Annotated in this window: 14 protein-coding genes; 13 read left to right on the top strand and 1 reads right to left on the bottom strand. The window is 61.7% G+C overall.

Annotated elements, in window-relative coordinates; translation table 11 throughout:
• Positions 1–119: 119 nt before the first annotated feature.
• From KSX58_RS07915 to araA, 3 genes are read left to right on the top strand one after another with little or no spacing between them, the layout of a single operon-like run.
• On the top strand, positions 120–1,742 hold the full coding sequence (locus KSX58_RS07915) for a xylulokinase (RefSeq protein ID WP_011743705.1): 1,623 nt from the start codon (positions 120–122) through the stop codon (positions 1,740–1,742).
• A gap of 43 nt (positions 1,743–1,785) precedes the next feature.
• A complete protein-coding gene (locus KSX58_RS07910; protein WP_003809816.1) occupies positions 1,786–2,478 on the top strand; it encodes an L-ribulose-5-phosphate 4-epimerase in 693 nt (230 codons plus the stop codon).
• A gap of 53 nt (positions 2,479–2,531) precedes the next feature.
• Positions 2,532–4,046 carry an L-arabinose isomerase gene (araA, locus tag KSX58_RS07905; RefSeq protein ID WP_003809815.1) on the top strand — a complete coding sequence of 505 codons (1,515 nt, stop codon included), beginning with the start codon at positions 2,532–2,534 and terminating at the stop codon, positions 4,044–4,046.
• A gap of 192 nt (positions 4,047–4,238) precedes the next feature.
• Here araA and KSX58_RS07900 read toward each other — a convergent pair whose 3' ends face one another.
• Positions 4,239–6,062 (bottom strand): long-chain fatty acid--CoA ligase, encoded by a 1,824-nt coding sequence (locus KSX58_RS07900; RefSeq protein ID WP_035011338.1) that lies wholly within the window; start codon positions 6,060–6,062, stop codon positions 4,239–4,241.
• A gap of 643 nt (positions 6,063–6,705) precedes the next feature.
• On the opposite strand from KSX58_RS07900, the gene KSX58_RS07895 reads away from it, so the two are divergent.
• The 10 genes from KSX58_RS07895 (at position 6,706) to KSX58_RS07850 (ending at position 24,147) form a co-directional block, all read left to right on the top strand.
• A complete protein-coding gene (locus KSX58_RS07895) occupies positions 6,706–10,743 on the top strand; it encodes an ATP-binding cassette domain-containing protein (RefSeq protein WP_217752073.1) in 4,038 nt (1,345 codons plus the stop codon).
• Between the two features lie 424 nt (positions 10,744–11,167).
• On the top strand, positions 11,168–12,043 hold the full coding sequence (gene pdxS, locus KSX58_RS07890) for a pyridoxal 5'-phosphate synthase lyase subunit PdxS (RefSeq protein WP_085393463.1): 876 nt from the start codon (positions 11,168–11,170) through the stop codon (positions 12,041–12,043).
• Between the two features lie 189 nt (positions 12,044–12,232).
• On the top strand, positions 12,233–12,937 hold the full coding sequence (gene pdxT, locus KSX58_RS07885) for a pyridoxal 5'-phosphate synthase glutaminase subunit PdxT (RefSeq protein WP_217752066.1): 705 nt from the start codon (positions 12,233–12,235) through the stop codon (positions 12,935–12,937).
• Positions 12,938–13,488: 551 nt separating this feature from the next.
• Positions 13,489–14,766 (top strand): ABC transporter substrate-binding protein, encoded by a 1,278-nt coding sequence (locus KSX58_RS07880; protein WP_254882496.1) that lies wholly within the window; start codon positions 13,489–13,491, stop codon positions 14,764–14,766.
• Between the two features lie 101 nt (positions 14,767–14,867).
• Complete coding sequence (locus tag KSX58_RS07875; RefSeq protein WP_172458536.1) at positions 14,868–15,830, top strand: carbohydrate ABC transporter permease; 963 nt, start codon at positions 14,868–14,870, stop codon at positions 15,828–15,830.
• The gene (locus KSX58_RS07870; protein WP_003809794.1) at positions 15,827–16,660 is read left to right on the top strand and encodes a carbohydrate ABC transporter permease; all 834 of its coding nucleotides are present in this window, start codon (positions 15,827–15,829) and stop codon (positions 16,658–16,660) included. The genes KSX58_RS07875 and KSX58_RS07870 overlap by 4 nt, the downstream gene beginning before the upstream one ends.
• Before the next feature lie 41 nt (positions 16,661–16,701).
• Positions 16,702–18,957, top strand: a complete 2,256-nt coding sequence (locus tag KSX58_RS07865; protein WP_217752065.1) for a beta-galactosidase — start codon at positions 16,702–16,704, stop codon at positions 18,955–18,957.
• Between the two features lie 55 nt (positions 18,958–19,012).
• Positions 19,013–21,115, top strand: coding sequence for a beta-galactosidase (locus KSX58_RS07860; protein WP_217752064.1), 2,103 nt, complete (start codon positions 19,013–19,015; stop codon positions 21,113–21,115).
• Positions 21,116–21,159: 44 nt separating this feature from the next.
• Entirely contained in the window at positions 21,160–22,233 is a 1,074-nt protein-coding gene (locus KSX58_RS07855) for a LacI family DNA-binding transcriptional regulator (RefSeq protein ID WP_217752063.1), read from the top strand.
• A gap of 771 nt (positions 22,234–23,004) precedes the next feature.
• On the top strand, positions 23,005–24,147 hold the full coding sequence (locus KSX58_RS07850; RefSeq protein WP_254882494.1) for a hypothetical protein: 1,143 nt from the start codon (positions 23,005–23,007) through the stop codon (positions 24,145–24,147).
• Positions 24,148–24,511 lie beyond the last annotated feature (364 nt).

Raw genomic sequence — 24,511 nt, 5'->3', positions numbered from 1 at the left:
ACACGTCGGATTTGGTGCGTCACGGGTTTGTGCCTACAATAGTGAGCGTTAACAGTGAGCGCTAACATTCAGTTGACAGAGTGGTTGCGAGGCGCTCGGACGCAAGGAGTTCGTGAACTATGACGCAAGAGCAGGTCGCAGTGACCGCCGAGAAGATCCGCGCAGGCAAGACGAGCCTGGGCATCGAGTTCGGCTCCACCCGCATCAAGGCGGTGCTCATCGATGACGCCTACCACACCATCGCGGCGGGCGACTATGAGTGGGCCAGCCATCTCGAGGACGGGCTGTGGAGCTACACCCAGGAGGAAATCTGGAAGGGTTTGCAGACCGCATACGCCCGGATGGCCGGCGACGTCGAAACCGCCTATGGCGAACGGTTGACCCACGTGGGGCACATCGGCTTCTCCGCCATGATGCACGGCTACCTCGCCTTCGACAAGTCCGGCGAACTGCTCGTGCCGTTCCGCACCTGGCAGAACACCAACACCCACGAAGCCCACGAGAAGCTTTCCGAGCTGTTCCAGTACAACATTCCGGAACGCTGGTCCGTGGCACACCTCTACCAGGCAGTGCTCAACCACGAGGAGCACGTCTCCAAGGTGGACTACATCACCACACTCGCCGGCTACGTGCACTGGAAGCTCACCGGCGAGAAGGTGCTCGGCGTGGGCGACGCCTCCGGCATGTTCCCCATCGACCCGGCCACCCATACCTACGAAACCGAGTTCATCAAGCGATTCGACGCGATCGAGGAAGTCGCCGCGCAGCCGTGGAAGCTTGAGAACCTGCTGCCCCGTCCGCTCGTGGCGGGCACCCCGGCCGGCACGCTCACCGCCGAAGGCGCCAAACTGCTCGACCCGACCGGCACCCTTCAGCCGGGCGTCGTCCTCGCCCCGCCGGAAGGCGACGCGGGCACCGGCATGGTCGCCACCAACTCCGTGCGCGTGCGCACCGGCAACGTCTCCGCCGGCACTTCGATTTTCGCCATGGTCGTGCTCGAGCACAAGCTGGCGCGCCTGCATCCGGAAGTCGACCTCGTCACCACCCCAGCCGGCGACCTGGCCGGCATGAGCCACGCCAACAACTTCACTTCCGATCTCAACGCCTGGGTCGGCCTGTTCGGACAGTTCGCCGCCGCGATCGGCCAGCCGGTCGATGCCGGCACGCTGTACGGCACGCTGTTCCGCGCCGCGATCGCGGACGATGTCGACGCCGACTGCGGTGGTCTGCTCAACTATCCGTTCCGCTCCGGCGAATTCCTGGCTGGCCTGCCGGAAGGCCGACCGCTGTTCGCCCGCAGCCCGGAGGCGCGCATGAGCCTCGGCAACTTCATGAGAACCCAGCTGTTCAGCGCCTTCTCGCCGGTCAAGATCGGCATGGATGTGATGACCAAGGACGAAGGCGTCGCCGTCGACTCGCTCGTCGGCCACGGTGGCATCTTCACCACGCCGAAGGTCGCGCAGAAGATTCTCGCCGCCGCATTCGACACCCCGATCAAGGTCATGGCCACCGCCGCCGAAGGCGGAGCGTGGGGTATGGCCGTGCTCGCCGACTATCTGTGGCACGCCGACCAGCCGCTCGCCGACTACCTCGACACCCGCGTCTTCGCCGACGCGGCCTCCACCACGGAAGCGCCGGACGCCAACGACGTGGCCGGCTTCGAAGCCTTCTTCGACCGCTTCCGCAAGGGGCTGCCGATCGAGCATGCCGCCATCGAAAGCATCCCGCTGGAAACCAAATAACCGTCCATCGTAACAACAGCAAGCCTGACGAAAGGAACATAATATGGCAACGTTGGCTGATTACGGCCCGGAAGTACGAGCTGAAGTCAAGCAGGTGCGCGAAGTGGTCGCCACCCTGCACGAGCAGCTCATCAAGTGGAATCTGGTGGTGTGGACCGCAGGCAACGTCTCGCAGCGCCTGCACACCGCCGACCTGATGGTCATCAAGCCGTCCGGACTGCGCTACGAGTACCTCACCCCGAGCTCGATGGTCGTGTGCGACCTCGACGGCAACGTGGTCGACGGTGCCGAAGCGCCGAGCTCCGACACCGCGTCCCACGCGTACATCTACCGCCACATGCCCGACGTGTACGGCGTGGTGCATACCCACTCCACCTACGCCACCGCATGGGCGGCCACCGGCCAGAACATTCCGTGCGGCCTGACTATGATGGGCGACGAGTTCGGCGGCCCGGTGCCGGTCGGACCGTTCCGCCTCATCGGCTCCGAAGCCATCGGCGAAGGCGTGGTCGAAACCCTGAAGAAGTATCCGAAGTCCCCGGCCGTGCTCATGCAGAACCATGGTCCGTTCACCATCGGCAAGGACGCGGAAGCCGCCGTCAAGGCCGCCGCCATGACCGAAGAGGTGGCGCACACCATGTGGGCCGCCAAGCAGCTCGGAGACATCATCCCGATCTCCCAGGAAGACATCGATAGCCTTAACGACCGCTACACCAACGTCTACGGCCAGCACTGACGTAGCGGAAACCGAAACGACAAACCCAACAACGAAGTAAGGAATAATCCAACATGGCAATGGAAAACCCATTTGAAGGCAAGGAAATCTGGTTCGGCGTCGGATCGCAGGACCTCTACGGCGAGGAGGCGCTGCGCCAGGTGGCCCAGCAGACCGGCGAGATGGTCGACTTCCTCAACGCGACCGGCAAGATTCCGGCCAAGATCGTGCTCAAGCCGACCCTGAAGTCCTCCGACGGCGTCAAGGCGTTCATGACCGAAGCCTCCGCCAACCCGAACGTCATCGGCGTGATCACCTGGTGCCACACCTTCTCCCCGGCCAAGATGTGGATCCGCGGCCTCGAAGTGCTCACCAAGCCGCTGCTGCAGCTGGCCACCCAGCACCACAAGGAGATTCCGTGGGAGACCATCGACATGGACTTCATGAACCTGAACCAGGCCGCCCACGGCGACCGTGAGTTCGGCTACATCGTGTCCCGTCTCGGCATTCCGCGCAAGATCGTCGTCGGCCACTACACCGATCCGGAAGTCGCCGAAAAGGTCGGCACCTGGGCTCGCGCCTGCGCCGGCTGGGATGCCTCCCAGAACATGAAGGTCATGCGTTGGGGCGACAACATGCGCAACGTGGCCGTCACCGAAGGTGACAAGACCGAAGCCGAGCGCGTGTTCGGCGCTTCGATCAACACCTGGGCCGTCAACGACCTCGTCGCCGCCTACGAGAAGGTCAAGGACAGCCAGGTCAAGGACCTCATCGAGGACTACAAGGCCAAGTACGACGTGGCCCCCGAACTGCTCGACTCCCGCTACGATGAGCTGTTCATCGCAGCCAAGGAAGAGGCCGCCATGGTCAACATGATGCGTGAGAACGGTTGCACCGCCGGCGTCGACAACTTCGAGGACCTCGGCACCCTGCCGCAGCTGCCGGGCGTCGGCCCGCAGCGCTTCCCGTCCGAGTACGGCTGGGGCTTCTCCGCCGAAGGCGATTGGAAGACCTCCGTGCTGGTGCGCATCGGCGCCGTGATGGGCTACGGCCTTGAGGGTGGCGCCTCCCTGATGGAGGACTACTCCTACAACTTCGTGCCGGGCAACGAGTTCGACATGGGCTCCCACATGCTGGAAGTCTCCCCGTCCATCGGCACCATCGCCAAGCCGAAGCTGGCGATCTACCCGCTGGGCATCGGCGGCAAGTCCGACCCGGTCCGTCTGGTGTTCTCCGGCAAGCCGGCCGACGCCGTCGTGGTCTCCATGGCCGACGAGCGCGAACGCTTCCGCCTGCTCATGGACGAGGTCACCATCGTCGAACCGCAGGGCTCCCTGAAGAACCTGCCGTGCGCCCGCGCCGTGTGGAAGCCGAAGCCGGACCTGAAGACCGCCGTGCAGTGCTGGATCACCGCCGGTGGCTCCCACCACACCTGCATGACCACGTCCGTCGGTCGTGAGGCTTGGGAGGACTTCGCCCGCATCGCCGGCGTCGAACTCGCCGTCATCGACGAGAACACCAACGCCCGCCAGTTCGAGAAGGAGCTGGAGCTGAGCGAAATGTACCACCGCCTCAACAACCGTCACTGAAATAACGGAGCGTTTAACAGCACGGCAGGAAACTTGACGTACCTTCGTACGCCGGCGTTTCCTGCCGCACTGTTACCGCACGCGTTATCTCAGCGATACGGGGTGCGCTTAAAAAACAGCACGGCGGGGAAGTTGACGTACTTTTGTACGCAGCGTTCCCCGCCGTGCTGTTTTTGTTTACCTATGTGCGGCTCAGCGCTTGCCGGCGTACAGCTGCTGGTCGATCACGTCGGCGAACACGCGGTTCACTGCCGGACGCACCACCTTCAGCGACGGCGTCAGGCACTTGTTCTCCTGCGTGAACTGCGCATCCAGCACCACGAACTTACGCACGGATTCGGCGCGCGAAACCGTCGCGTTCGCCTTGTCCACATACTTCTGAATCTCGTCATGAACGGCGGCGGTAGCCGCCACGCGGTCAAGCGGCGTATCCGCGGACAGGCCCACGGACGGCAGCCAGGCCGCCAATCCTTCCGGATCGAGCGTGACCAGCGCGCCGATGAACGGACGATTATCGCCCACCACCACGGCATGCTCCACAATCGGACACTTCGCAATCTCCTGCTCCATCGGAATCGGCGACACGTTCTTGCCGCCGGCGGTGATGATGATGTCCTTCTTGCGGCCCGTAATCGTAATACGACCCTCATCGTCGATCGACGCAAGATCGCCGGTGCGCAGCCAACCGTCCTCGGTGAACACCTCGGCCGTTTTCTCCGGCAGATTGTGGTAACCCATGAACACGTTCGGTCCCTTGACCTGCAGCTCGCCATCGTCGGAAATACGCACGGACGATCCCGGCGCAGGCTGGCCGACGGTACCGATCGCATTGTCCGTGACGCGGGTCGCGGCAAACGGCGCCGCGGTTTCCGTCATACCGTAGCCCTGGATCATCGGCAGGCCGATGCCATTGAAGAAATGCGCCAGCGACACGTCCAGCGGAGCGCCACCGCACGCCACATAACGGATACGCGGGCCCAACGCGCCACGCACGGTGTGGTATACGGACGCCTCATACGACAGGTGTTCGGCGGTCTGCTTCATGGTCGGTTTCTCGCCAGCCTGCTGCATGCGCGACCAGTCGCGCGCGGATTCGGCGGCCTTGAGGAACAGGCGGCCCTTCCAACCCATGCCGGCCTTGCGGGAAGCCGCATTGTACACCTTCTCGAACACGCGCGGCACGCCCAGCAGGTACGTCGGCTCGAACGAACGCACATCCGGCAGCAGCGTCTTGGTGTCCGGCAGATAGCCGACCACGCCGTCATCGGAAGCGATCGACGCGTACTGGATGAAGCGCGCGAAGCAGTGGGCGAGCGGCAGGAACAGCAGCAGACGCGGATGGTCTTCAAGAATCATCTCGTGCAGCGCAAGGCTGCCGGCACGCGTGATCGACACGAAATTGCGATGCGACAGCTCGGCACCCTTCGGTGCCCCCGTGGAGCCGGACGTGTACACGATGGTGGCCAGATCGTCGGCACGAACCGACTTGATACGCGCATCCAGCTCTTCGTCGGACACGGTGACGCCCAATCCCTCCAGCGCGCCCATGGCATTGGCGTCGAGCATCAGAATATGCTTCAGAGACGGGCAGCGGCCAATCACGGAATCAAGACGGTCGAAGCGTTCGCGATCGTCGGCGATGGCGAGCTTCACGTTGGAATCGTTGAGAATGCGTTCGGCCTGCGCCGCGGAATCGGTGTCATAGATCGGCACATTGACCGCGCCGATTGCGGCCAGTGCGAAATCAAGCACGCCCCACTCGTAACGGGTGGTGGAGAAGAGGGTGACGGCATCCCCCTTGCCGATGCCGAACGCGATCAGGCCTTTGGCCGCGGAGAGCACATTCTTGTGGAATTCGCCGGTCGTCACCTTGGTCCACTGGCCCGGAGCGGTTTTGCGTTCCGCGATCACGGTGTCTTCGCCGGTGCGCTTGATGCGTTCGGTAAGCAGGGAGTAGATGGATTCGTCGTCGCGTACTTCGACGGATGCGCCCGGGGTCGTGTACTCGGTGAGCATGAAGTGTTCTCTTTTCTTGCGTTTCCGCGGTTTTCGTGGGTTTTGCGATATATGCGATCGCTGCGATTGCGGTGATCGGTGACGTGCTTTTCGCGTCCTGTGTCGCGCCTCGCATATCGTAAGTTACGGTGACGTAAGTCCGCATTGTAAGAAACAACAAGAAATACGGCGACGGGTTTGTTTGAACTGACAAAGTGGCACGAAACGTCAACGGAACGGGGGATTGGTACACGGATGCATCATCTCGAAAAAAGGTTTGACGCGTTCGATCGCAGGGTGTCCAACGGGTTGCGCGACGGGTTCGAGAGGGGTGGCCCTTACGGGCGAAAACGGTGGAAAATGCGGCAAAACTGGGCGGAGTGACGTTGCGAACCACAACATGTTCCGTGTACACTCAAGCTTGGCGCAACTACCCCTTGCGCCTAGGCTGTTTGCTCAACGGCAAACATTCAGCCGCCTCACTTTTCGCCGTTCCCTTGGTTTTCTGTGGTTTTGCTGTTGTGCATTTGCTTGCGAGTTCTGATGGTTTTCTATATTTTTCCGACGATTTTCTGCGATTGCCGTTCCGTCATTGCCTTTCGTCGGTATGCCCGATACGCTTGGAGCGGATGGCGGGATTGCAAACGATTGGAAAAGGGGCATGATGTTCGACAAGCGGCTGTTTTCCTTGGCTGACGGCGTCGGTCGATTGATCGCGGCGAAAGTCGCCTGCCAATGGCTGGGCCTCGTGGCCAACATCGCCTTCGCCGTGGCTGTGGTGCGTATGCTGCAACCGCTGTTCGCGCCCGTACCGTCCGCCACCGCGCCCTGCATCGTCATTATTCTTATTGCCGCGGTCGTGCGATTCGTCACCATTCGCGCCGCCGCACGTTTCGGTAGCGAGGCCGCCGAACGCGTCAAACTCGCGCTGCGTGAGAAACTGTTCAATAAGATGCTCGCGCTCGGCCCGTCCTACGCGCAGCGCGTGCGCACCGCCGGCGTGGTGCAGTCCGCGGGCGAAGGCATCGAACAAATCCAAAGCTTCTTCGAACTGTTCCTGCCGCAACTGTGCTACGCCGTGCTCGCCCCCATCACGCTGTTCGCCGTGCTTGCGCCGATCGACCTGCCCACCGCCGCGACGCTGCTCGCCTGCGCGCCGCTCATCGTGCTCATCGTCGGCATGGTGGCGATGCGTGCTGCCCGCGTATTCAAGAAATACTGGGGCAAATACACGGATATGGGCGCCGCGTTCCTCGACAATCTGCAGGGACTTGAGACGCTGAAAACCTTCGACGCGGACGAGCGCGCCGCACGAGTCATGGACGAGAAGGCCGAACAGTTCCGCGTGATGACCATGAACGTGCTGCAGATCCAACTGCGTTCGCTCACGGCGATGGATGCCGTGGCGTACGGTGGCGCGGCCGCCGGCATCGGCGTTGCGGTATGGCGATTCGTATCCGGCTCGCTCTCGCCGTCTGGCGTTTTCGCGCTGTCCGGCGTGCTGCCGCTTGGTTTGACGCCGATCGCCGCGGTATTGCTGACGATTCTGCTAGCCGCCGATTTCTTCATTCCGCTGCGACAGCTCGGCTCGTATTTCCACGTTGCGATGAACGGCATGACGTCCACGAAACGTATTTTCGCGCTGCTCGACGCGCCCGAACCGGAGCATGGCAGCAAGGAACTGCCGGAATTCGGGGCTTCCGGGCGTGGTGTCGGCGTGGAGTTTCGTGGTGTTTCGTACCGGTATGCGGACGCGGATGTGGATGCTGGGGGTGCTGCTGGTGCGGGGCCTGACGCTGCCGGGTCTGCGGGTGCCGGTGTTGCGAGTCCCCGTCGTATATCGTCCACATCGCATTCCGATATGCGGAACGCGGATGTGGACAGCGTTGATGAGGGCGGCGGCGCGGGTGACGCGCGCGAAACGCGCTACGCCTTGCGCAACGTGGCCCTCCGTGCGCTGCCCGGCGAAGTCACTGCGATCGTCGGGCCATCCGGTTCCGGCAAGTCCACAGCCGTCCAGCTGCTTGCCGGCACGCTTGTCGGATATGAAGGCGATGTGCTGCTGTCCGAAATGCCATCCGGAATGCAGGACGAAGTGCTGGGCGCTATGTTAAGCAGTGCGGCGCCGGATGACAGTGAAACCCTGAAATCGCACCAAATCCGCGACCTCACCGCAGCATCGCTCACCCGCGAAATCTCCATCGTCTCCGCGCACAGCCACCTGTTCGCCGGCACCCTGCGCGACAACCTGCTCATGGCCCGCGCCGACGCCACCGACAACGAGCTGTGGCAGACGCTGGAAGCCGCGCATATCGACGATTTCGTGCGCGCGCAATCGCGAGGACTCGATATGCCGATCACGCAGGACGGCGCGAATCTGTCCGGCGGGCAGAAACAGCGCATTGCGATCGCCCGTGTACTGTTGCGCAGGTCGGCCGTCTATATTTTCGACGAGGCGACCAGCAGCGTCGACGCGGACAGCGAAACGTTGATTTTGCAAACGATTCGCGCGCTCGCCGACGCCGGCGCAACCGTGCTGATGGTCACGCACCGCATGGCGAACGCGGCCGACGCGGACCATGTCGTAGTGTTTGATGGGGGTGTCGTCGTCGAGCAGGGCGCGCATGACGATCTCATGGCCGCGGACGGCACGTATGCCAAGCTGTTCCGGGCGCAGGAAAGCGTGGAACGGGTGGGATTGTCTGGTCGCGTCGCGCCGCGCGTATCGCGTATGACTCATGCGTCTGGTGCGTTTGCCGTGTCTCGGATGTCTGGTTCCGCCGAATCGAACGCCAGTGGCGCCAAATCGGACATGCCAACAACCCAAGTCATCGCCCGCTTGCTGCGCGAAGTCGGCCCACTGCGCAAACCCATGGCCATCGCCTGCGCGTGCGGCATCCTCGGCCACCTCGCCGCCACGTTCCTGCCGGTTTTCGGCGTCGCCGCGCTGTTCGCCGCAGCTGGCGCAAAAGTCTGGAATCTCAGCCTTCCAGCGGCAATCGCAGCCATGATTATCTGCGCACTGATCCGCGGCGGCATGCGCTACGCCGAGCAATACATGAACCACAATGTCGCCTTCCGCCTGCTCGCGCTGTTCCGGTCGAAAACGTTTGCCGCGCTGCGTCGCCTCGCGCCCGCCAAACTGTCCGGCAAAGGCAAAGGCGACTTGATCGCGCTGGTTACCACCGACGTCGAACTGCTGGAAATCTTCTTCGCGCACACCATTTCGCCGGTTGTCATCGCCATTGCGACCACCGTGCTTTACGCGGTCGCATTGCTTACGCTGAGTCCTGCAATCGCTGTCACGCTGGTCATCGCGCACCTGACCGTCGGCATCGTGCTGCCGAAACTCTTCGCCACGGCGATAGGTGGTCTCGGTGGGGATATTCGCCGCGAATCCGCCCAACTTGATGACGAAATGCTCGACGATATGCGCGGTCTCGACGAAATCATCCGATTCGGCCAAGGCCATGCGCGGCTTGCCGGCATCGCGTCACGCACGCGCTCGCTCTGGAGCCGCCGCGCCCGGCTGAGTGCCAAGAATGGCGATTTCGCAGGCTTCGGCGCGGTGCTGGTCGTACTGTTCACTGCCATCGCGGCATTGCTGGCGATGGTCACGTCCGGTACGACGATGCCCATCGCTTCCGCCGCTTCCGCTGCAGCTGCGACCATCCAGACCGTCCTTTCCGCGCCCGCCGCCCGCCTGACCGCCGCTTTCGTGCTGCTGGCCAGCTCGTTCGGTCCGACGCTCGCGTTGAGCGCGCTGCCGGCCAATCTCACGCAAACGTTTGCAGCCGCCCGCCGCCTGTTCGCGCTGATGGACGAAACCCCCGCAGTGGAGGAGCGGGGCGATTTCCTGCCGCGCTACCACGGCATGTCCATGCACGACGTCACGTTCGGCTACGGCAATTCGAGCGAGGCTCCAACTTCCGGAAGCGATGCGGATGCCCCCGAGTCATCCGCCGAGCCAATCCTCAACCACGTCTCGCTCGACATACCACAACACGGCATCCTCGGCGTCCAAGGCCCGTCCGGCCGCGGCAAATCGACCCTGCTGAAACTGCTCATGCGTTACTGGGACCCGCAATCCGGCTTAGTCGCACTGTCCGAGGTGCCACTGCCGCAGATCGACGCGCATCATCGCCGTCGCGTGCAAACGATGATGGGGCAGGAAACCTACCTGTTCGACGGCACTATCCGTGAAAACCTGCTTATGGCCTGCGACAGGGGCGGTGCGGATACGGCTGGTAATGCTGATAATGCTGGCGATCCGGACGATTCCGCGACTTCCGGCAGAGCGCTCCTTACCCCGCCCGCTCCTCCCGTTTCGTGGAATGCCGCTGATTCCGTGCTTTCCACCCGGACGCCCCTTTCTGTCGGTGATGACGTGCTGCGCGCCGCGCTCGCCAAGGCTTCCGCGCTTGAACTGGTCGACTCGCTCCCGCAGGGCCTTGATACCCCCGTCGGCGAGTTGGGCGGGCGGCTTTCAGAGGGTGAACGGCAACGCATCGGCCTGGCTCGCGTCTTCCTGCGCAACGCGTCGCTGGTGTTGTTCGACGAGCCGACGAGTCGCCTCGACGCCTACAACGAATCCGTGATTCTGCAATCGATTGACGCGTTGGCGCAGCAGGGGAGCGCGGTGCTGCTCGTCTCGCACCGCGATTCCACCATGCGCATCGTGGACCGCATCGTGCGCATGTGAGCTGGCGCGTGCGGATTGCGAACTGATGCGGCGAGCCGATGCGTGCGAACTAGCGTGTGAATCGGCGTAATGCGGGGCCTGGTGAGGTGCCCATGCCCATGCGGCCGCATACGGACGCGCCGCACGTCCGCAATGTGGTCGTATGAAAATCGCATGTCATTCGTGTTTCCTATAGCGCGCGCGACGGCGTACGGAAGCGGACGAATCGAAAGCCATAGTCGCAGGTAAAGCAAGAAAAACGGACGAAACCGACGAAATGTCGACGGAATCGAAATCATAGGGAAATGAAACAATCGTGAAAATAAGGTTGCAAATTTAGCAAAACCGACTTTTTGGTAGGTTATAAGATTCAGTTCGCGTGAAATCGAAATGGAAAATCGTTAGTATCTGTGTCAAAGGCAAATCCTTCGACGAAAGGCTGGCGATGGCCAACAACAGGAACGAACTGAACAAGAATCTGGCGCAGATGCTCAAGGGTGGCGTGATCATGGACGTCACCACCCCCGAGCAGGCGAAGATCGCGCAGGACGCGGGCGCATGCGCGGTGATGGCGCTCGAGCGCATCCCGGCCGACATCCGCGCTGCCGGCGGCGTCTCCCGCATGAGCGACCCGGCCATGATCAAGGGCATCCAGGAGGCCGTGTCCATCCCGGTCATGGCGAAGGTGCGCATCGGCCACATCGCCGAAGCCCGCATTCTGCAGGCCATCGAAATCGACTACATCGACGAATCCGAAGTGCTCAGCCCCGCCGACGACGTGTACCACATCGACAAGAACCAGTTCGACGTGCCGTTCGTGTGCGGCGCGAAGAACCTCGGCGAGGCGCTGCGCCGCATCGCCGAGGGCGCGTCCATGATTCGTACCAAGGGCGAGCCGGGCACTGGCGATGTCATCCAGGCTGTGCGTCACATGCGCACCATGAACAAGCAGATCCGCGAGCTCGTCTCCCTGCGCGACGACGAGGTGTACGAGGCCGCCAAGCAGCTGGCCGTGCCGTACGACCTCGCCAAGTATGTGCACGACAACGGCCGTCTGCCGGTCGTCAACTTCGCCGCCGGCGGTGTGGCCACCCCGGCCGACGCGGCCCTGATGATGGAACTCGGTGCGGAAGGCGTGTTCGTCGGTTCCGGCATCTTCAAGTCGGGAGACCCGGCCAAGCGCGCCGCCGCCATCGTGCAGGCCACCGCCAACTGGCAGGACGCCGATCTGCTCGCGCGCCTGTCCGAGAACCTCGGCGAGGCCATGGTCGGCATCAACGAGGACGAGATCGAAACCATCATGGCGGCGCGCGGCGAATGATCTGTTGATTCGTCGATTGCTTGATTGCTTGCAATTCCGCGAGGATTACATAAGCCGGTCGTGTGATCGACTTTGAAGGACTCGGTGGGTGCGTGTGATTTTCGGTGCTGCACGTGCCTGCCGCTTTTTGTTGTGATGTTCGGCGATTCACCGAACGATTTGTTGAACAACCTGAATGAGGAGCATCCGTTGGTTGTAGCAGTTGAATACATTTCAAAGGAAGAGTCGGCCGACGTCGCCGCAGGCTCGGCATCCGCGAAGCACGGCGTGACCGGCATTCTGGCGGTGCAGGGCGCGTTCGCCGAGCATGCGGCCATGCTGGATCGTCTTGGCGCGCCGTGGAAACTGTTGCGTGCCGCCGAAGATTTCGACGATTCGATCGATCGCGTGATCCTGCCAGGTGGCGAAAGCACCACGCAGGGCAAGCTGCTGCGATCGACCGGCCTGTTCGAACCCATCGCAGCGCACATCGCCGCCGGCAAACCGGTGTTCGGTACCTGCGCCGGCATGATTCTGCTGGCCCGCAAGCTCGATAACGACGACAACGTCTACTTCGGCGCGCTTGACGCCGTCGTGCGGCGCAACGCATACGGCCGCCAGCTTGGCTCGTTCGCCGCCACCGCCGATTTCGGCTCCTCTTCCGGCGATTCCACCGTCGTGGTCGCACCGGGCGAGCATGTTCCGCAAGACGCCCTGGCCGACATCGTGCTCAAGGATTTCCCGCTGGTGTTCATCCGCGGGCCGTTCGTGGCCGAAGTCGGACCGGCCGCCACCGTCGAAACATCGGTGGATAGCAATGTGGTCGGCCTGCGCCAAGGCAAGATCCTCGCCACGGCGTTCCATCCCGAGCTCACCGACGACACCCGCATCCACGAGCTGTTCCTGAGTTTGTAGCTTGCGATTCTGTGTAGCGCGCGGTCTGCGTTGCTCACGGTCTGCGTAGCACGCTGTGTACTCGCTTGAGCCCGTAGCGCGACGCACGCAAGCATATCGGCGGCTTCCAAGGATATTTCCTTGGGGCCGCCGATTTTTTATCTGTGGACTTTCAGCATCTTTTCAATCCCAACCAATACTGGGGAATTCATCGGAAAAATAATCCCCCGTAATACACCGACTTGTCCACATGCGTCCTGCCCACCCGCAATACGCTTTCGGGCTGCGCGCCTCCGGATGGTGCGGGCGGGTCGTCGTCCGCTGTCGACGGTGCTGCCGGTATACGACACGCCGATGTTTTGTAGGGGGTAGCGGTCGATGGGATGCAAATTTCCTTGTTTGAATTGACATGGTACACCGGAAAACCTATACTGTTTCAACAGGTACACAGTTATATCAAAAAGGGAAGGAAATATCCCGAATCAACTGAATGGTCAGTTGAAGACATATTGACGTGTATCTACCGCAGCTGGAGTGGGTTCGACGAATGAACGTACGTAAAGCGGGTGCCAATGATGGAACACAAGGAGGAATACATCATGGAGAAGAAATCCATCAGGATGATTGCGGCGGTGGCCGCTGCGGCGATGCTTGTTCCGCTGGCCGCGTGCGGTGGAGGAAACGCCGCCGACGGCAAGACCACGCTGTCGTTCTTCTCGAACAATTCGCAGGACAAGTACCAGCCGATCATCGACGCGTTCGAAAAGGCCAATTCGGACATCAAGATCGACTACAGCACCACCACCGGTTCCCAGAGTGGCTACCAGCAGACGCTGCAGACTCGAATCTCCGGCGGAAACCTGGCCGACGTCTACATCGTTCCTCCGGAGGCGTTGAGCGATCTGGTCAAAGGCAACTACGCCAAGGACCTGAGCAATGAAAGCTTCATGGATAAAATCGGCGATGCCGCAAAAAAGGCCTATAGCGTGGATGGCAAAGTATACGCCATGGGCGTGAGCACCTGGACCAATGCCTGGGTGTACAACAAGGATCTGCTGAAGAAGGTCGGTTACGACTCCATCCCGGCGACGTGGGATGAATTCCTGACCATGTGCGGCAAACTCAAAGCCGCGGGAATCACCCCATACCTTGAGCCGAAGGATGGACTGGGCAACGCCGTCGAGGGCTGGATCGGCGCTGAATCCGCCAAGCAGGGCGAGGCGCTCGACGCCAAGATCGACGCCGGTAAGGACACGTTCAAGAACGTGTATGGCAAGTACTACGGCGAATGGGACAAGCTGATCAAGCAGAACCTGATGAGCTCCGACGTGTCCGGCCTGAGCGGCGACCAGGTCAAGTCGGAATTCACCGCCGGACGTCTTGCGGTCTATCCTTCCGGCTCGTGGGACATCGACAGCTTCAATGAGACCGGCCTCAACTACGGTTTCGGCCAGATCCCTATGCTGAAGAAGGGTGACACCCCGTACGCGCCGGGCTCCATCGATCCGGCCTTCGGCATCAACAACAAGATCTCCGGAGACAAGCTCAAGGCCGCGGAGAAGTTCTTCACCTTCCTGACCTCCGACGAGGGCCTCAAGCTGTACCAGAAGCAGCTGGGCCTGATCCCGTCCGTCAAGGGCTTCAACGCCACGGTGGACGACCACTTCAAGGACGCCTACGACCTGTACATCAAGACCGGCAACGTGTACCTGAATTCCGCCCACTGGAGCAAGGGCACCACCGCGCTGCGCGCCGAGACCTTCACCCAGCTGCAGCAGGTAGCCCTCGGCTCCATCAGCCCTACGCAGGCCGCGGAGAACCTCGATTCCAAGCTCAAGACCCTCTCCTGATCCATCGCGAACAGACATCCATCGCGGCAGGCTGGCGCGGACCCTTCCGTCCGCGCCACGCCTGGACCTGCCAATCTCACGTTTTGTAGAAAGCAACCAACATGTCAGTATCAACAGCGTCAGCGGCGCGTCCACATTCCGCTGATCAGGTAGAGGCGTTGCATCTCAAGCAGCGTCGTCACCGCAACTTCATGGAGAACTTCGCCTCGGCACGCTTCCTGCTGCCGATCATGGTGGTGTTCATCGTGGTGATCCTCATCCCATTCCTGCAAAGCCTGGTGTTCAGCTTCACCGATTACTCCGGTTACAATTTCGCGGACGCGAAGTTCGTGGGGTTCGCGAACTACGTGCAGTGCTTCAAGGATCCGACGCTGCTCGCGGGCCTCGGCTTCACGCTGCTGTACACGGTGGCCACCACCGTGCTCATCACCGTGATCGCCCTGCCGCTGGCTGTGGTGCTCAACCGCAAGTTCTTCGGCCGTAACTTCGCCCGTTCCCTGTTCTTCTTCTTCTCGGTGCCGTCCATGGCCGTGCTCGGCTTGGTCTGGCAGTACATCTTCTCCCCGCTGAAGTCCGGCGTCGTCAACACGCTGCTCGCCAAGATCGGCATCGATGCGATTCCGTGGTTGTCGAATTCCGAACTTGCCAAATTCTGTGTGATTTTCGTAGCGGTATGGGCTCAGATCGGCTGGCACGCCACGCTGTATCTGGCGTATCTGCAGGCTATCCCCGCCGATATCTACGAACAGGCCGCCGTCGATGGCGCAAACCGTCGCCAGCAGTTCTTCAACATCACACTGCCCCAGATGGTTCCGGCCATGGGTGTGAGCATCTTCATGCTGCTTACCGGTGGTTTGAAGGTCTATGATCTGCCGTATGGCCTCACCAGCGGCGGTCCGGGCTACTCCACCTACACCGTGACCCAGTCCATCATCCTCACGGGCATCGGTTCGAGCCGGTACGGACTGGGCTCCGCACTGGGCGTCATCTTCTTCATCTGCTGCGCGCTGTTGGTCGCCCTGCAGCAGGTAATCACCAATCTGGTAGAAAAGAGGCTGTCATGACTCTGCAGCAACGCGAGCGTATCGGCTCGATCATCCGTTCCGTCGTCGTCATCGCTATCGCGCTGATCTGCGCGGTGCCGCTGTACGTCATCGTCATCAACACGTTCAAAAGCAGCGCCGAGATGTCCATGGACCCGATTGGGTTACCAAAGACATGGAATTTCGAGAACTACACGTATGCATTCGGGCATCTGCCCATTGTCAACGCCTTCAAGAACACCATCATCGTGACGGTGGTCGGCGTCGGCCTGCAGGTGCTGTTCGGCGCGCTCGCCGCATACGGCATGATCCTGAAGAAGAGCAAGTTCACCGCCGTGATCGGCGTGCTGCTCATGCTGTCCTTCATCATCCCCGGCCAGACGCTGCTGATTCCGCAGTACCGCATGGAGGCACAGGTGGGTCTCGTCGATTCGCTGCTCGGCCTGATCGTGCTTTACACGGGCGGCGCGACCTTCTGCTACTTCTTGATCGTGCAGTACATGCGCGGCCTGCCGTATGAGATCATCGAGGCCGCCCGTATCGACGGCGCCGGTCCGTTCCGCATCTTCTGGACGATCGTGCTGCCGCTGATCCGCCCGATCCTGACCACCGTCATCGTGTTCCAGACCATGGGCACGTGGAACGACTTCATGACGCCGAGCGTGTACATCTCGTCGACCAACAAACAGACCATCGTGCTGCAGGTGTTCAACGCGATCAGCACCTTCACGACGAACTGGCCGTTGTTCATGACGGTCACCACCATCGCGCTCATCCCGGTGTTCGTGTTCTTCATCTTCTGCCAGCGTTGGATCGTGGCCGGCCTGGTCGCCGGTTCGGTCAAGGGCTGACCGGTCCTCCTGCTTGCGGGAATTCGACAAGGAGCAGCGTTATGCGCTATGAGGTTGATCTTTCGGAAGCCAGCAAGTTCGCGCGGACGCCCGCATACGGGATCCCCGTCATCCGCGCCGCAGCCGCATGCGGGCCGGATGGCGGGACCCTGGGCGCCACAAACCGCTTCCTGACCCGTGACGGATCGCCATGGATCCCCATCGCCGGCGAGATGCACTATTCGCGGATCGCCGCCGAACGGTGGGACACGGAACTCGCGAAGATGGCCGCGGCGGGCATCGACGTCGTATCCACCTACGTGTTCTGGAACCACCATGAGGAGCGCGAGGGGGAGTGGGATTTCTCCGGCAACAGGAACGTGCACCGATTCGTGGAATTGTGCGCCCGGCACGGACTGCACGTCATCGTGCGGCTGGGACCGTTCTGCCATGGCGAGGTGCGCAACGGCGGACTTCCCGACTGGCTGTACGGCAAGTCGTATGAGGTCCGTTCCCTCGACGCCGGCTTCCTCGATGCGGTGCGCGGTCTCTACGCGCATATCGCGCAGCAGCTGCGCGGCCTGTATTTCAAGGATGGCGGGCCGATCATCGCGGCCCAGGTCGACAACGAGTACATGGCGTCGTCGGCTCCTTGGGAGATGACCACCGGCATCAGCCGTGAATGGGTGCCGTCCGGCCACGATGGGGCCGGCTACCTGGAACGGCTGCGCGACATCGCGATCGAGGAAGGCATCGACCCGCCGATGTTCACCTGCACCGGCTGGCAGTCACCGGTTCCGGACGACATGCTGCCGCTGTGGGGTGGATACGCGTACCGGCCGTGGCTGTTCTACGACGGCGTCGGTGCCGAGGGGATGACGGAGCATCCCGCCACCGACGAGTACCGATACCGGAGGCTGCATGGCTCCAGCACAAGCGATGGCTTCGATCCCCCGTACGATCCGGACAGCCGCCCGTACGCCTGCTGCGAGATGGGCGGCGGGATGTTCAATTCGTACGATTACCGTTTCGTGCTGCCGAAGCGCTCCGTCGACGCGATGGCCAACATCAAGCTCGGCTCGGGGTGCGATTTCCTCGGCTACTACATGTTCCATGGCGGAACCAACCCGAAGGGCGCGGCCGGATTCCTCAATGAGGGGCAGACCCCGAAACGCTCCTATGATTTCCAAGCGCCCCTTGGCGAATTCGGACAGGTGCGGGAATCCTACCGGCGGCTGCGCATCCTGCACGAGTTCGTCAAAGCCTTCGGGCCGGAACTCGCCGGAATGCCGGTCTCGTTGCAGGACGGGCAGGACCGCATCGATCCGTCCGACTCCGAGACCCTCCGGTATGCCGTGCGCAGCGATGGCGAACGGGGTTTCGTGTCCATCGACAACTTCCAGGACCATGCGCGCGTGCCGAGCCGTCACGGTGAGCAAATCGACGTGACGACGGGTACCGGTGAGCGCATACGGTTCACCGGCATCGGCCTCGCCGAGGGGGAGAACTGCATATTGCCGTTCAACATGGATCTGGACGGCGTGCGGCTCGTCCGCGCCAACCTGCAGCCGGTCACCGTGCTGCGGGTGCCGGGCCGACCGTTCCGCACGTTCGTGTTCCTCAAGCCCGATGGCATGGATGAGCTGACGTTCCATTTCGAAGGCGACATCCAGGACGTCACCGTCGGCAAGGCGGATTTCGAACGCTTCATGGTCCGGGACGCGGCGGAGATCGTATGCGTCACACGAGCGCTCGCCGGGCGGATGACGGTGTTGGACGGAGGCCTCGCCTTCGTCGACGACGACAACGCGTTGCTGTACGAGGACGGCGATGGGTGGACGCTGGAATCGCCCCGCGCCGAAAACGGGATCGCCGCATATCCGGAAGGCTTGCTCGGCTCTCCGCGGCCGGTGGAGCCCGTATCGGTGTATGCGCGTCTGAGAAGACTGCACGCCGATCGGTACGAAATCGCTTTGCCGGCTGGCATGGGACGGCTTTTCCGCGATCAACGGCAGGTCGCCGATGTCATGCTGAACATCGCATACCAGGGCGATATCGGCTGGCTGTTCTGCGGCGATGTGCTGATCGCCGATAATTTCTGCAACGGCGAGACATGGCAGGTCGGATTGCGCGATTACGCGGATGCCATCGATGCCGCTGGTGGAAAGCTGACGCTGGTCGTCACGCCGCTGAGGCGCGGGGTCCGCGTGAAGGTAACATCGTCGATGGCGGCCCGCCTGGAGCAGTCCGATGCGTGCGTCGCTGACGTCACCGACGTGTATGCTACACCGGTGTACCACATGCCGGTGGGCGAATAACGAATGTAATATACAAAAAACCATGGCTTTATGCCAATTACCAAAGGAGATAATCGTGAGTGCGCGACGCAACTTCGAATGGCCGGAACTGCTGACCGCGGATGGCCGCGGCATCGCCTTCGGTGGCGACTACAATCCCGACCAATGGTCCGAGGACATCTGGGACGACGACATCCGCCTGATGAAGCAGGCCGGCGTCAACACCGTGGCCCTCGCCATCTTCAGCTGGGATCGCATCCAGCCCACCGAGGATCGTTGGGATTTCGGCTGGCTCGACCGCATCATCGACAAACTCGGCAATGCCGGCATCGTGGTCGACCTGGCCTCCGCGACGGCGACCGCGCCGCTGTGGCTGTACGAAAGCCACCCGGAGGTCCTTCCGCGTGACAAGTACGGCCATCCGGTCAACGCCGGCTCGCGCCAATCCTGGAGCCCGACCAGCCCGGTGTTCAAGGAATACGCGCTGACCCTGTGCCGCAAGCTCGCCGAACGGTACGGCACCAACCCGTATGTGACCGCATGGCACATGGGCAACGAATACGGGTGGAACAACCGCGAGGACTACTCCGACAACGCGCTCGAGGCCTTCCGCGCATGGTGCCGCCGCAAGTACGGCACCATCGACGCGCTCAATCAGGCGTGGGGCACCACCTTCTGGGGCCAGGAGATGAACGGCTTCGACGAAGTGCTCATCCCACGGTTCATGGGCGCCGACTCGATGGTCAACCCCGGCCAGAAGCTCGACTTCGAACGGTTCGGCAACGACATGCTCCTCGACTTCTACAAAGCCGAACGCGACGCGATCGCCGAAATCTGCCCCGACAAGCCGTTCACCACGAACTTCATGGTCTCCACCGACCAGTGCTGCATGGACTACGCCGCCTGGGCCAAGGAAGTGAACTTCGTATCCAACGACCACTACTTCCACGAGGGCGAATCCCACCTCGACGAGCTGGCCTGCTCCGACGCTCTCATGGATTCGCTCGCGCTCGGCAAGCCGTGGTACGTCATGGAACACTCCACCTCGGCGGTGCAGTGGAAGCCGCTTAACACCCGCAAGCGCAAGGGCGAGACCGTGCGTGACTCCCTGGCCCATGTGGCCATGGGCGCCGACGCCATCAACTTCTTCCAGTGGCGCGCGTCCGCGTTCGGTGCCGAAGCGTTCCATTCGGCCATGGTTCCGCACGCCGGCGAGGACACGAAGCTGTTCCGCCAGGTGTGCGAGCTGGGCGCGTCGTTGCACACGCTCGCCGACGCCGGCGTGCAGGGCACCGAATTGGCGCACTCCGACACGGCGATCCTCTTCAGCGCCGAATCGGAATGGGCCACCCGCTCCCAGACCCTGCCGAGCATGAAACTCAACCACTGGCATGACGTGCGTGACTGGTACCGCGCGTTCCTGGACGCGGGCTCGCGCGCCGACATCGTGCCGCTCGCCTACGACTGGAGCTCGTACAAGACCGTCGTGCTGCCGACCGTGCTGATCCTGAGCACCGCCGACACGCAGCGGTTGGCCGACTTCGCGGCCGCCGGCGGCCGCGTGGTGGTCGGCTACGCGACCGGACTAATCGACGAGCATTTCCACACTTGGCTCGGCGGATACCCGGGCGCGGGCGATGGCCTGTTGCGCTCGATGCTGGGCGTCCGCGGCGAGGAATTCAACATCCTCGGCGCCGAAGCCGAAGGCGAGCCGGGCGAGATCCGACTGTCGTCCGCCGACGATTCGGCCGCGCTGGACGGCACCACGACCCGCCTGTGGCAGAACGACGTGAACGTGACCGGCGAACACGCGCAGGTGCTTGCCACGTACGCCGGCGAGGAAGCGGACGAATGGGAGCTCGACGGCACGGCCGCGGTCACCCGTAATCCGTACGGCTCCGGCGAAGCGTATTTCGTCGGCTGCGACCTGGATGTGGCCGATCTGACGAAGCTGGTCCGCGCATATCTCGCGGCCTCGTCGCAGGAGAATGCCGACGTGCTGCACACCGTGCGCGCCTCCGCCGACGCCACCTTCGACTTCTACCTGCCCCGCGGCAAGGAGACGGTCGAATTGCAGGGCATCGAAGGCGAACCGGTAATCCTGTTCCAAACGGAACGGGGGAAGAAGCCCGGCTCATACACCGTGCATCGCAACGGCGTGCTCGTGGTAAGGCGGTAAAGTCGGAAACCGAATATCGATGACGGATGCGGTTAGGGGGAGACATGGCCGATACGAGGCCGGACAAGTCCGACAGGAAACGCGTCACACTGCGTGAAGTGGCGCAAGAGGCCGGAGTCTCCCTCAAAACCGCGTCGAACGTCATCAACCATTCCGGCCGCATGGCCGACGCCACACGCGAAAAAGTGCAGGACGTCATCGACAGGCTCGGCTACCGCGTCAACGTGTCGGCCCGCAATCTCAATCGCGGCAAAACCGGCTTCATCACGCTCGCGGTGCCGAGCCTGACCGCGCCATATTTGGCCGAACTGGCCAACCGGGTGATCGACGCGGCCCGCATCTACGGCTATTCCGTGTACATCACCACGTATGCGGAAGGATCCGCGCAGGGTGCCCGCGCGCTGTTGCGAAACTTCAATGCCACGGTGTCGGACGGCATGATCCTGTCCATCTCCGAAGTCGAGGATCTCGATCCCGAGGACCTGGACGTGGATTATCCGCTGGTCTGCGTGGGCGCGCGGTCCACGCATGGCAAGGCGGACCATGTCACCCCGGACGACGTCCAGGAGGCGCGTCTCGCCGCGCAATACCTGTTCGACCACGGTGCCACGAATCTTGCGGTGATCGGCTCGCGAACCGATCCGGAGCATATCCTCGAGCTGCGCGACGCCGTGGAAGGCAACGCGCAGCTGCGCATGCGAGGCATATTCGAAGCGTGTGCCGACCAAGGCGTCGAATTGGACACACGGCTAGTGCCCAACGTCGGCCAGGATTGGACCATCGGCTCGGGCGCGCGCATGACGCAGCGCATCGTCGACTCCGGCATCCCCTTCGATGGCATCGTGGCGTTCAACGACCAGCTTGCGTTGGGCGCACTGTTCACTTTGGCAGCGAACGGCATCGCGGTGCCCGACCGGGTGCAGGTGATCGGCTTCGACAACAACGAGGAAGCCGCATATTTCCAGCCGCCGCTGACCACCATGGATTCCTGCCTCGACTGGATCGCGCCGACCGCGGTCAGCCGCATCATCAACCGCATCGACGGCAGCCGCACGCTGGAACCGGAGCTCATCACCACCCAATCCCGCGTCATAGCCCGCGCCACCACCCGTGCCTAGTGTCGCGTTGGCTGTGCCTAGCTGCCTGTGTCTAGTGTCGCGTGTTTGGTTTCTCGCCGCCTAGTGCTTCCCGCTTTCCGCATGCCTTCCTCCCCTGAGTGCCCTCCTCGCTTCCATCGCAGGCCTTGATTCCGCTCTTCCGGCACTGCCCACGCTATCTGTGCGCCAGCTCCGCCCTTTCCAGAGCAGGCCTTGGACCTACTCTTCCGGTACTGCCCGTGTCGCTTGTTTTGTGTCACGATTCGAAAAAATGGCCAAAATTTCGAATCGTGACACATCGCTTTCGGTTCGGGGGTATGTTTTTTGAGGCATTTTCCTTGGAAATACGCCGATTTATACCCCCGTATTGTTTTTGGGGAAGGAAAAATGTGTCACGATTCGAAAAAACAGCCGAAATTTCGAATCGTGACACATTTATAGCGGAAGATTCCGCTCCAAAACTGGTTCAAGGCTCGCTTGAGACTAGTTTGTGCTGGTTCGTGATGAATTGGTCCGAATTGCCTTGAAGGCTGGGCTGAGGCTGATCCATCCCCGATTCCCCAAGCGAAAAGAAATACCGGTTTGCCGCACTTCCGGAAGTGCCAGGCCGCGTCCCTTGTAAAGGCTGCGGTGGTAGCTGGAACCATCTCCATTGGTTATCCACAGGCTGTTGCGCTCCAAATCGTTGGAATTACGGCCATGCCATGCTGAACTGCCCCAAATCGCATGTTCTCCGACCACAACTTTGGAAAAACGCACATCAAACCGTTGCCATCGTTTATATTGCACGCCATGAATGCTGATGATGCATACAAGCCGATCCAGCGGGCGACCCTGTCCGAAGCCAGCTGGCGTATTCTCCGCATTGCCCAGTCCGTGGAGTTGCGGCATCCCGTAAGTCACGAGACCGCGCTCGCGATTTGGGGCGTCGAGCTGCCCGCAGATAGTGATTGCTCCGTTGTTTCGCTGCGTTCGTCGCAAGGCGGTTACGCTGGGACGGACGTGGACTATGGATGGAGTGGAGAAAGTCCGGCTTTCGGCCATTCCGAGCACTCTATCCGCTTAGGGCAGGATTTCCCGGATTCGGATTTTCAATATTTCCCGGCTTCCCAGGCTGTTTCTCGGAATCAGATTCCAGGTCTTCGGCAGTCGGCTTCTCAGCCTTCCCAATTCCCGCAATCCCCGGCGAAACTTCATACGGTCGCCCAATCGCCGGCTCGTCGCGGCCGTGTGAAGAAAAGCACATCGGTGTCGGCCGATGTGACCGTGCATGTCTGGAAGGGCTTGTCCGCGCGACACGTGCGTGAGGTTGCTGGAGTTCCGGTGCTTATGTCCGTTCCGGCGTGGTCTTTGGCTGCCGGCCGGTGGGGTATCCAGGACATCGTCATGGTTGCGGAGTCGTTGATTCGCCATCGATTCGCCACTCGCAAGGGGCTGATTGAGTTTGTTAAAACTGAGAACGTCCCATACCGGAGCAAGTGTCTGGATGCGTTGGCGCTCGTGCAGTCAGGCAGCGATTCCCCCAAGGAGACCGAAATGAGGCTGACTCTTGTGCGTTATGGCCTGCCGATTATGCAACCGAACTGTGTGGTCCCCGGCGTGAATTTTGCGAATGGCGCTGCGGTGACGTTGGATCTTGTCGATGCCGAGCATCGTTTTGGCCTGGACTATCAGGGTGACCATCATCGTACTGACCGTGCGCAATATCGGCGCGATCAGAACAAGCTGTCGCGTCTTGCGGCCGCTGGTTGGACTGTGTTTTCGGTCACGCAGCTGGATTTGTCCGACGAATTGCATCGCGCCGCGTTCGCCATGAACGTCGCCCATGCGTTGTCTTCGATCGTCGGTCGGCCGATTGGGGTGACCACGCCCTTGCCATGGCGCAAAGTGGTGCTGCGTTATCAGAAAGCCCGCAAGCTTAGGCTGCTTGACTGATGCGGTTTCGTTGGGTGCGCGCGTGAGGCCGCCCGCTTTCCGCATGATCGCGACTCCTCGGTGTTGTGCCTCTTTTGTGGCGATCGGCGCTGGAATCCTTGAAAGCCGCTGATAATCGTGTTCGTCGCGCGTCATTCCGATACGTTTGGTTGCGCACAGGATATAGGAGGCTTGTTTTTTGTGTCACGATTCGAAAAAATGGCCAAAATTTTGGATCGTGACATACCGCTTTCGGTTCGGGGGTATGTTTTTTGAGGCATTTTCCTTGGAAATGCGCCGATTTATACCCCCGTATTGTTTTTGGGGAAGGAAAAATGTGTCACGATTCGAAAAAACAGCCGAAATTTCGAATCGTGACACATTT

Origin of the sequence: Bifidobacterium sp. MSK.17.10 (assembly GCF_019129655.1) — a bacterium.
In the GTDB taxonomy this organism is placed as follows: domain Bacteria; phylum Actinomycetota; class Actinomycetes; order Actinomycetales; family Bifidobacteriaceae; genus Bifidobacterium; species Bifidobacterium adolescentis.
The sequence above is the reverse complement of the archived record's forward strand: the minus strand, read 5'-3'. Positions and strand labels throughout refer to the sequence as shown.

Coding starts and splice junctions, on each gene's coding strand:
- araA (WP_003809815.1), top strand. CDS start 2,532: ATGGCAATGGAAAACCCATTTGAAGGCAAGGAAATCTGGTTCGGCGTC.
- KSX58_RS07910 (WP_003809816.1), top strand. CDS start 1,786: ATGGCAACGTTGGCTGATTACGGCCCGGAAGTACGAGCTGAAGTCAAG.
- KSX58_RS07855 (WP_217752063.1), top strand. CDS start 21,160: ATGGCCGATACGAGGCCGGACAAGTCCGACAGGAAACGCGTCACACTG.
- pdxS (WP_085393463.1), top strand. CDS start 11,168: ATGGCCAACAACAGGAACGAACTGAACAAGAATCTGGCGCAGATGCTC.
- KSX58_RS07895 (WP_217752073.1), top strand. CDS start 6,706: ATGTTCGACAAGCGGCTGTTTTCCTTGGCTGACGGCGTCGGTCGATTG.
- KSX58_RS07865 (WP_217752065.1), top strand. CDS start 16,702: ATGCGCTATGAGGTTGATCTTTCGGAAGCCAGCAAGTTCGCGCGGACG.
- KSX58_RS07900 (WP_035011338.1), bottom strand. CDS start 6,062: ATGCTCACCGAGTACACGACCCCGGGCGCATCCGTCGAAGTACGCGAC.
- KSX58_RS07875 (WP_172458536.1), top strand. CDS start 14,868: ATGTCAGTATCAACAGCGTCAGCGGCGCGTCCACATTCCGCTGATCAG.
- KSX58_RS07915 (WP_011743705.1), top strand. CDS start 120: ATGACGCAAGAGCAGGTCGCAGTGACCGCCGAGAAGATCCGCGCAGGC.
- KSX58_RS07880 (WP_254882496.1), top strand. CDS start 13,489: ATGATGGAACACAAGGAGGAATACATCATGGAGAAGAAATCCATCAGG.
- KSX58_RS07870 (WP_003809794.1), top strand. CDS start 15,827: ATGACTCTGCAGCAACGCGAGCGTATCGGCTCGATCATCCGTTCCGTC.
- KSX58_RS07850 (WP_254882494.1), top strand. CDS start 23,005: ATGAATGCTGATGATGCATACAAGCCGATCCAGCGGGCGACCCTGTCC.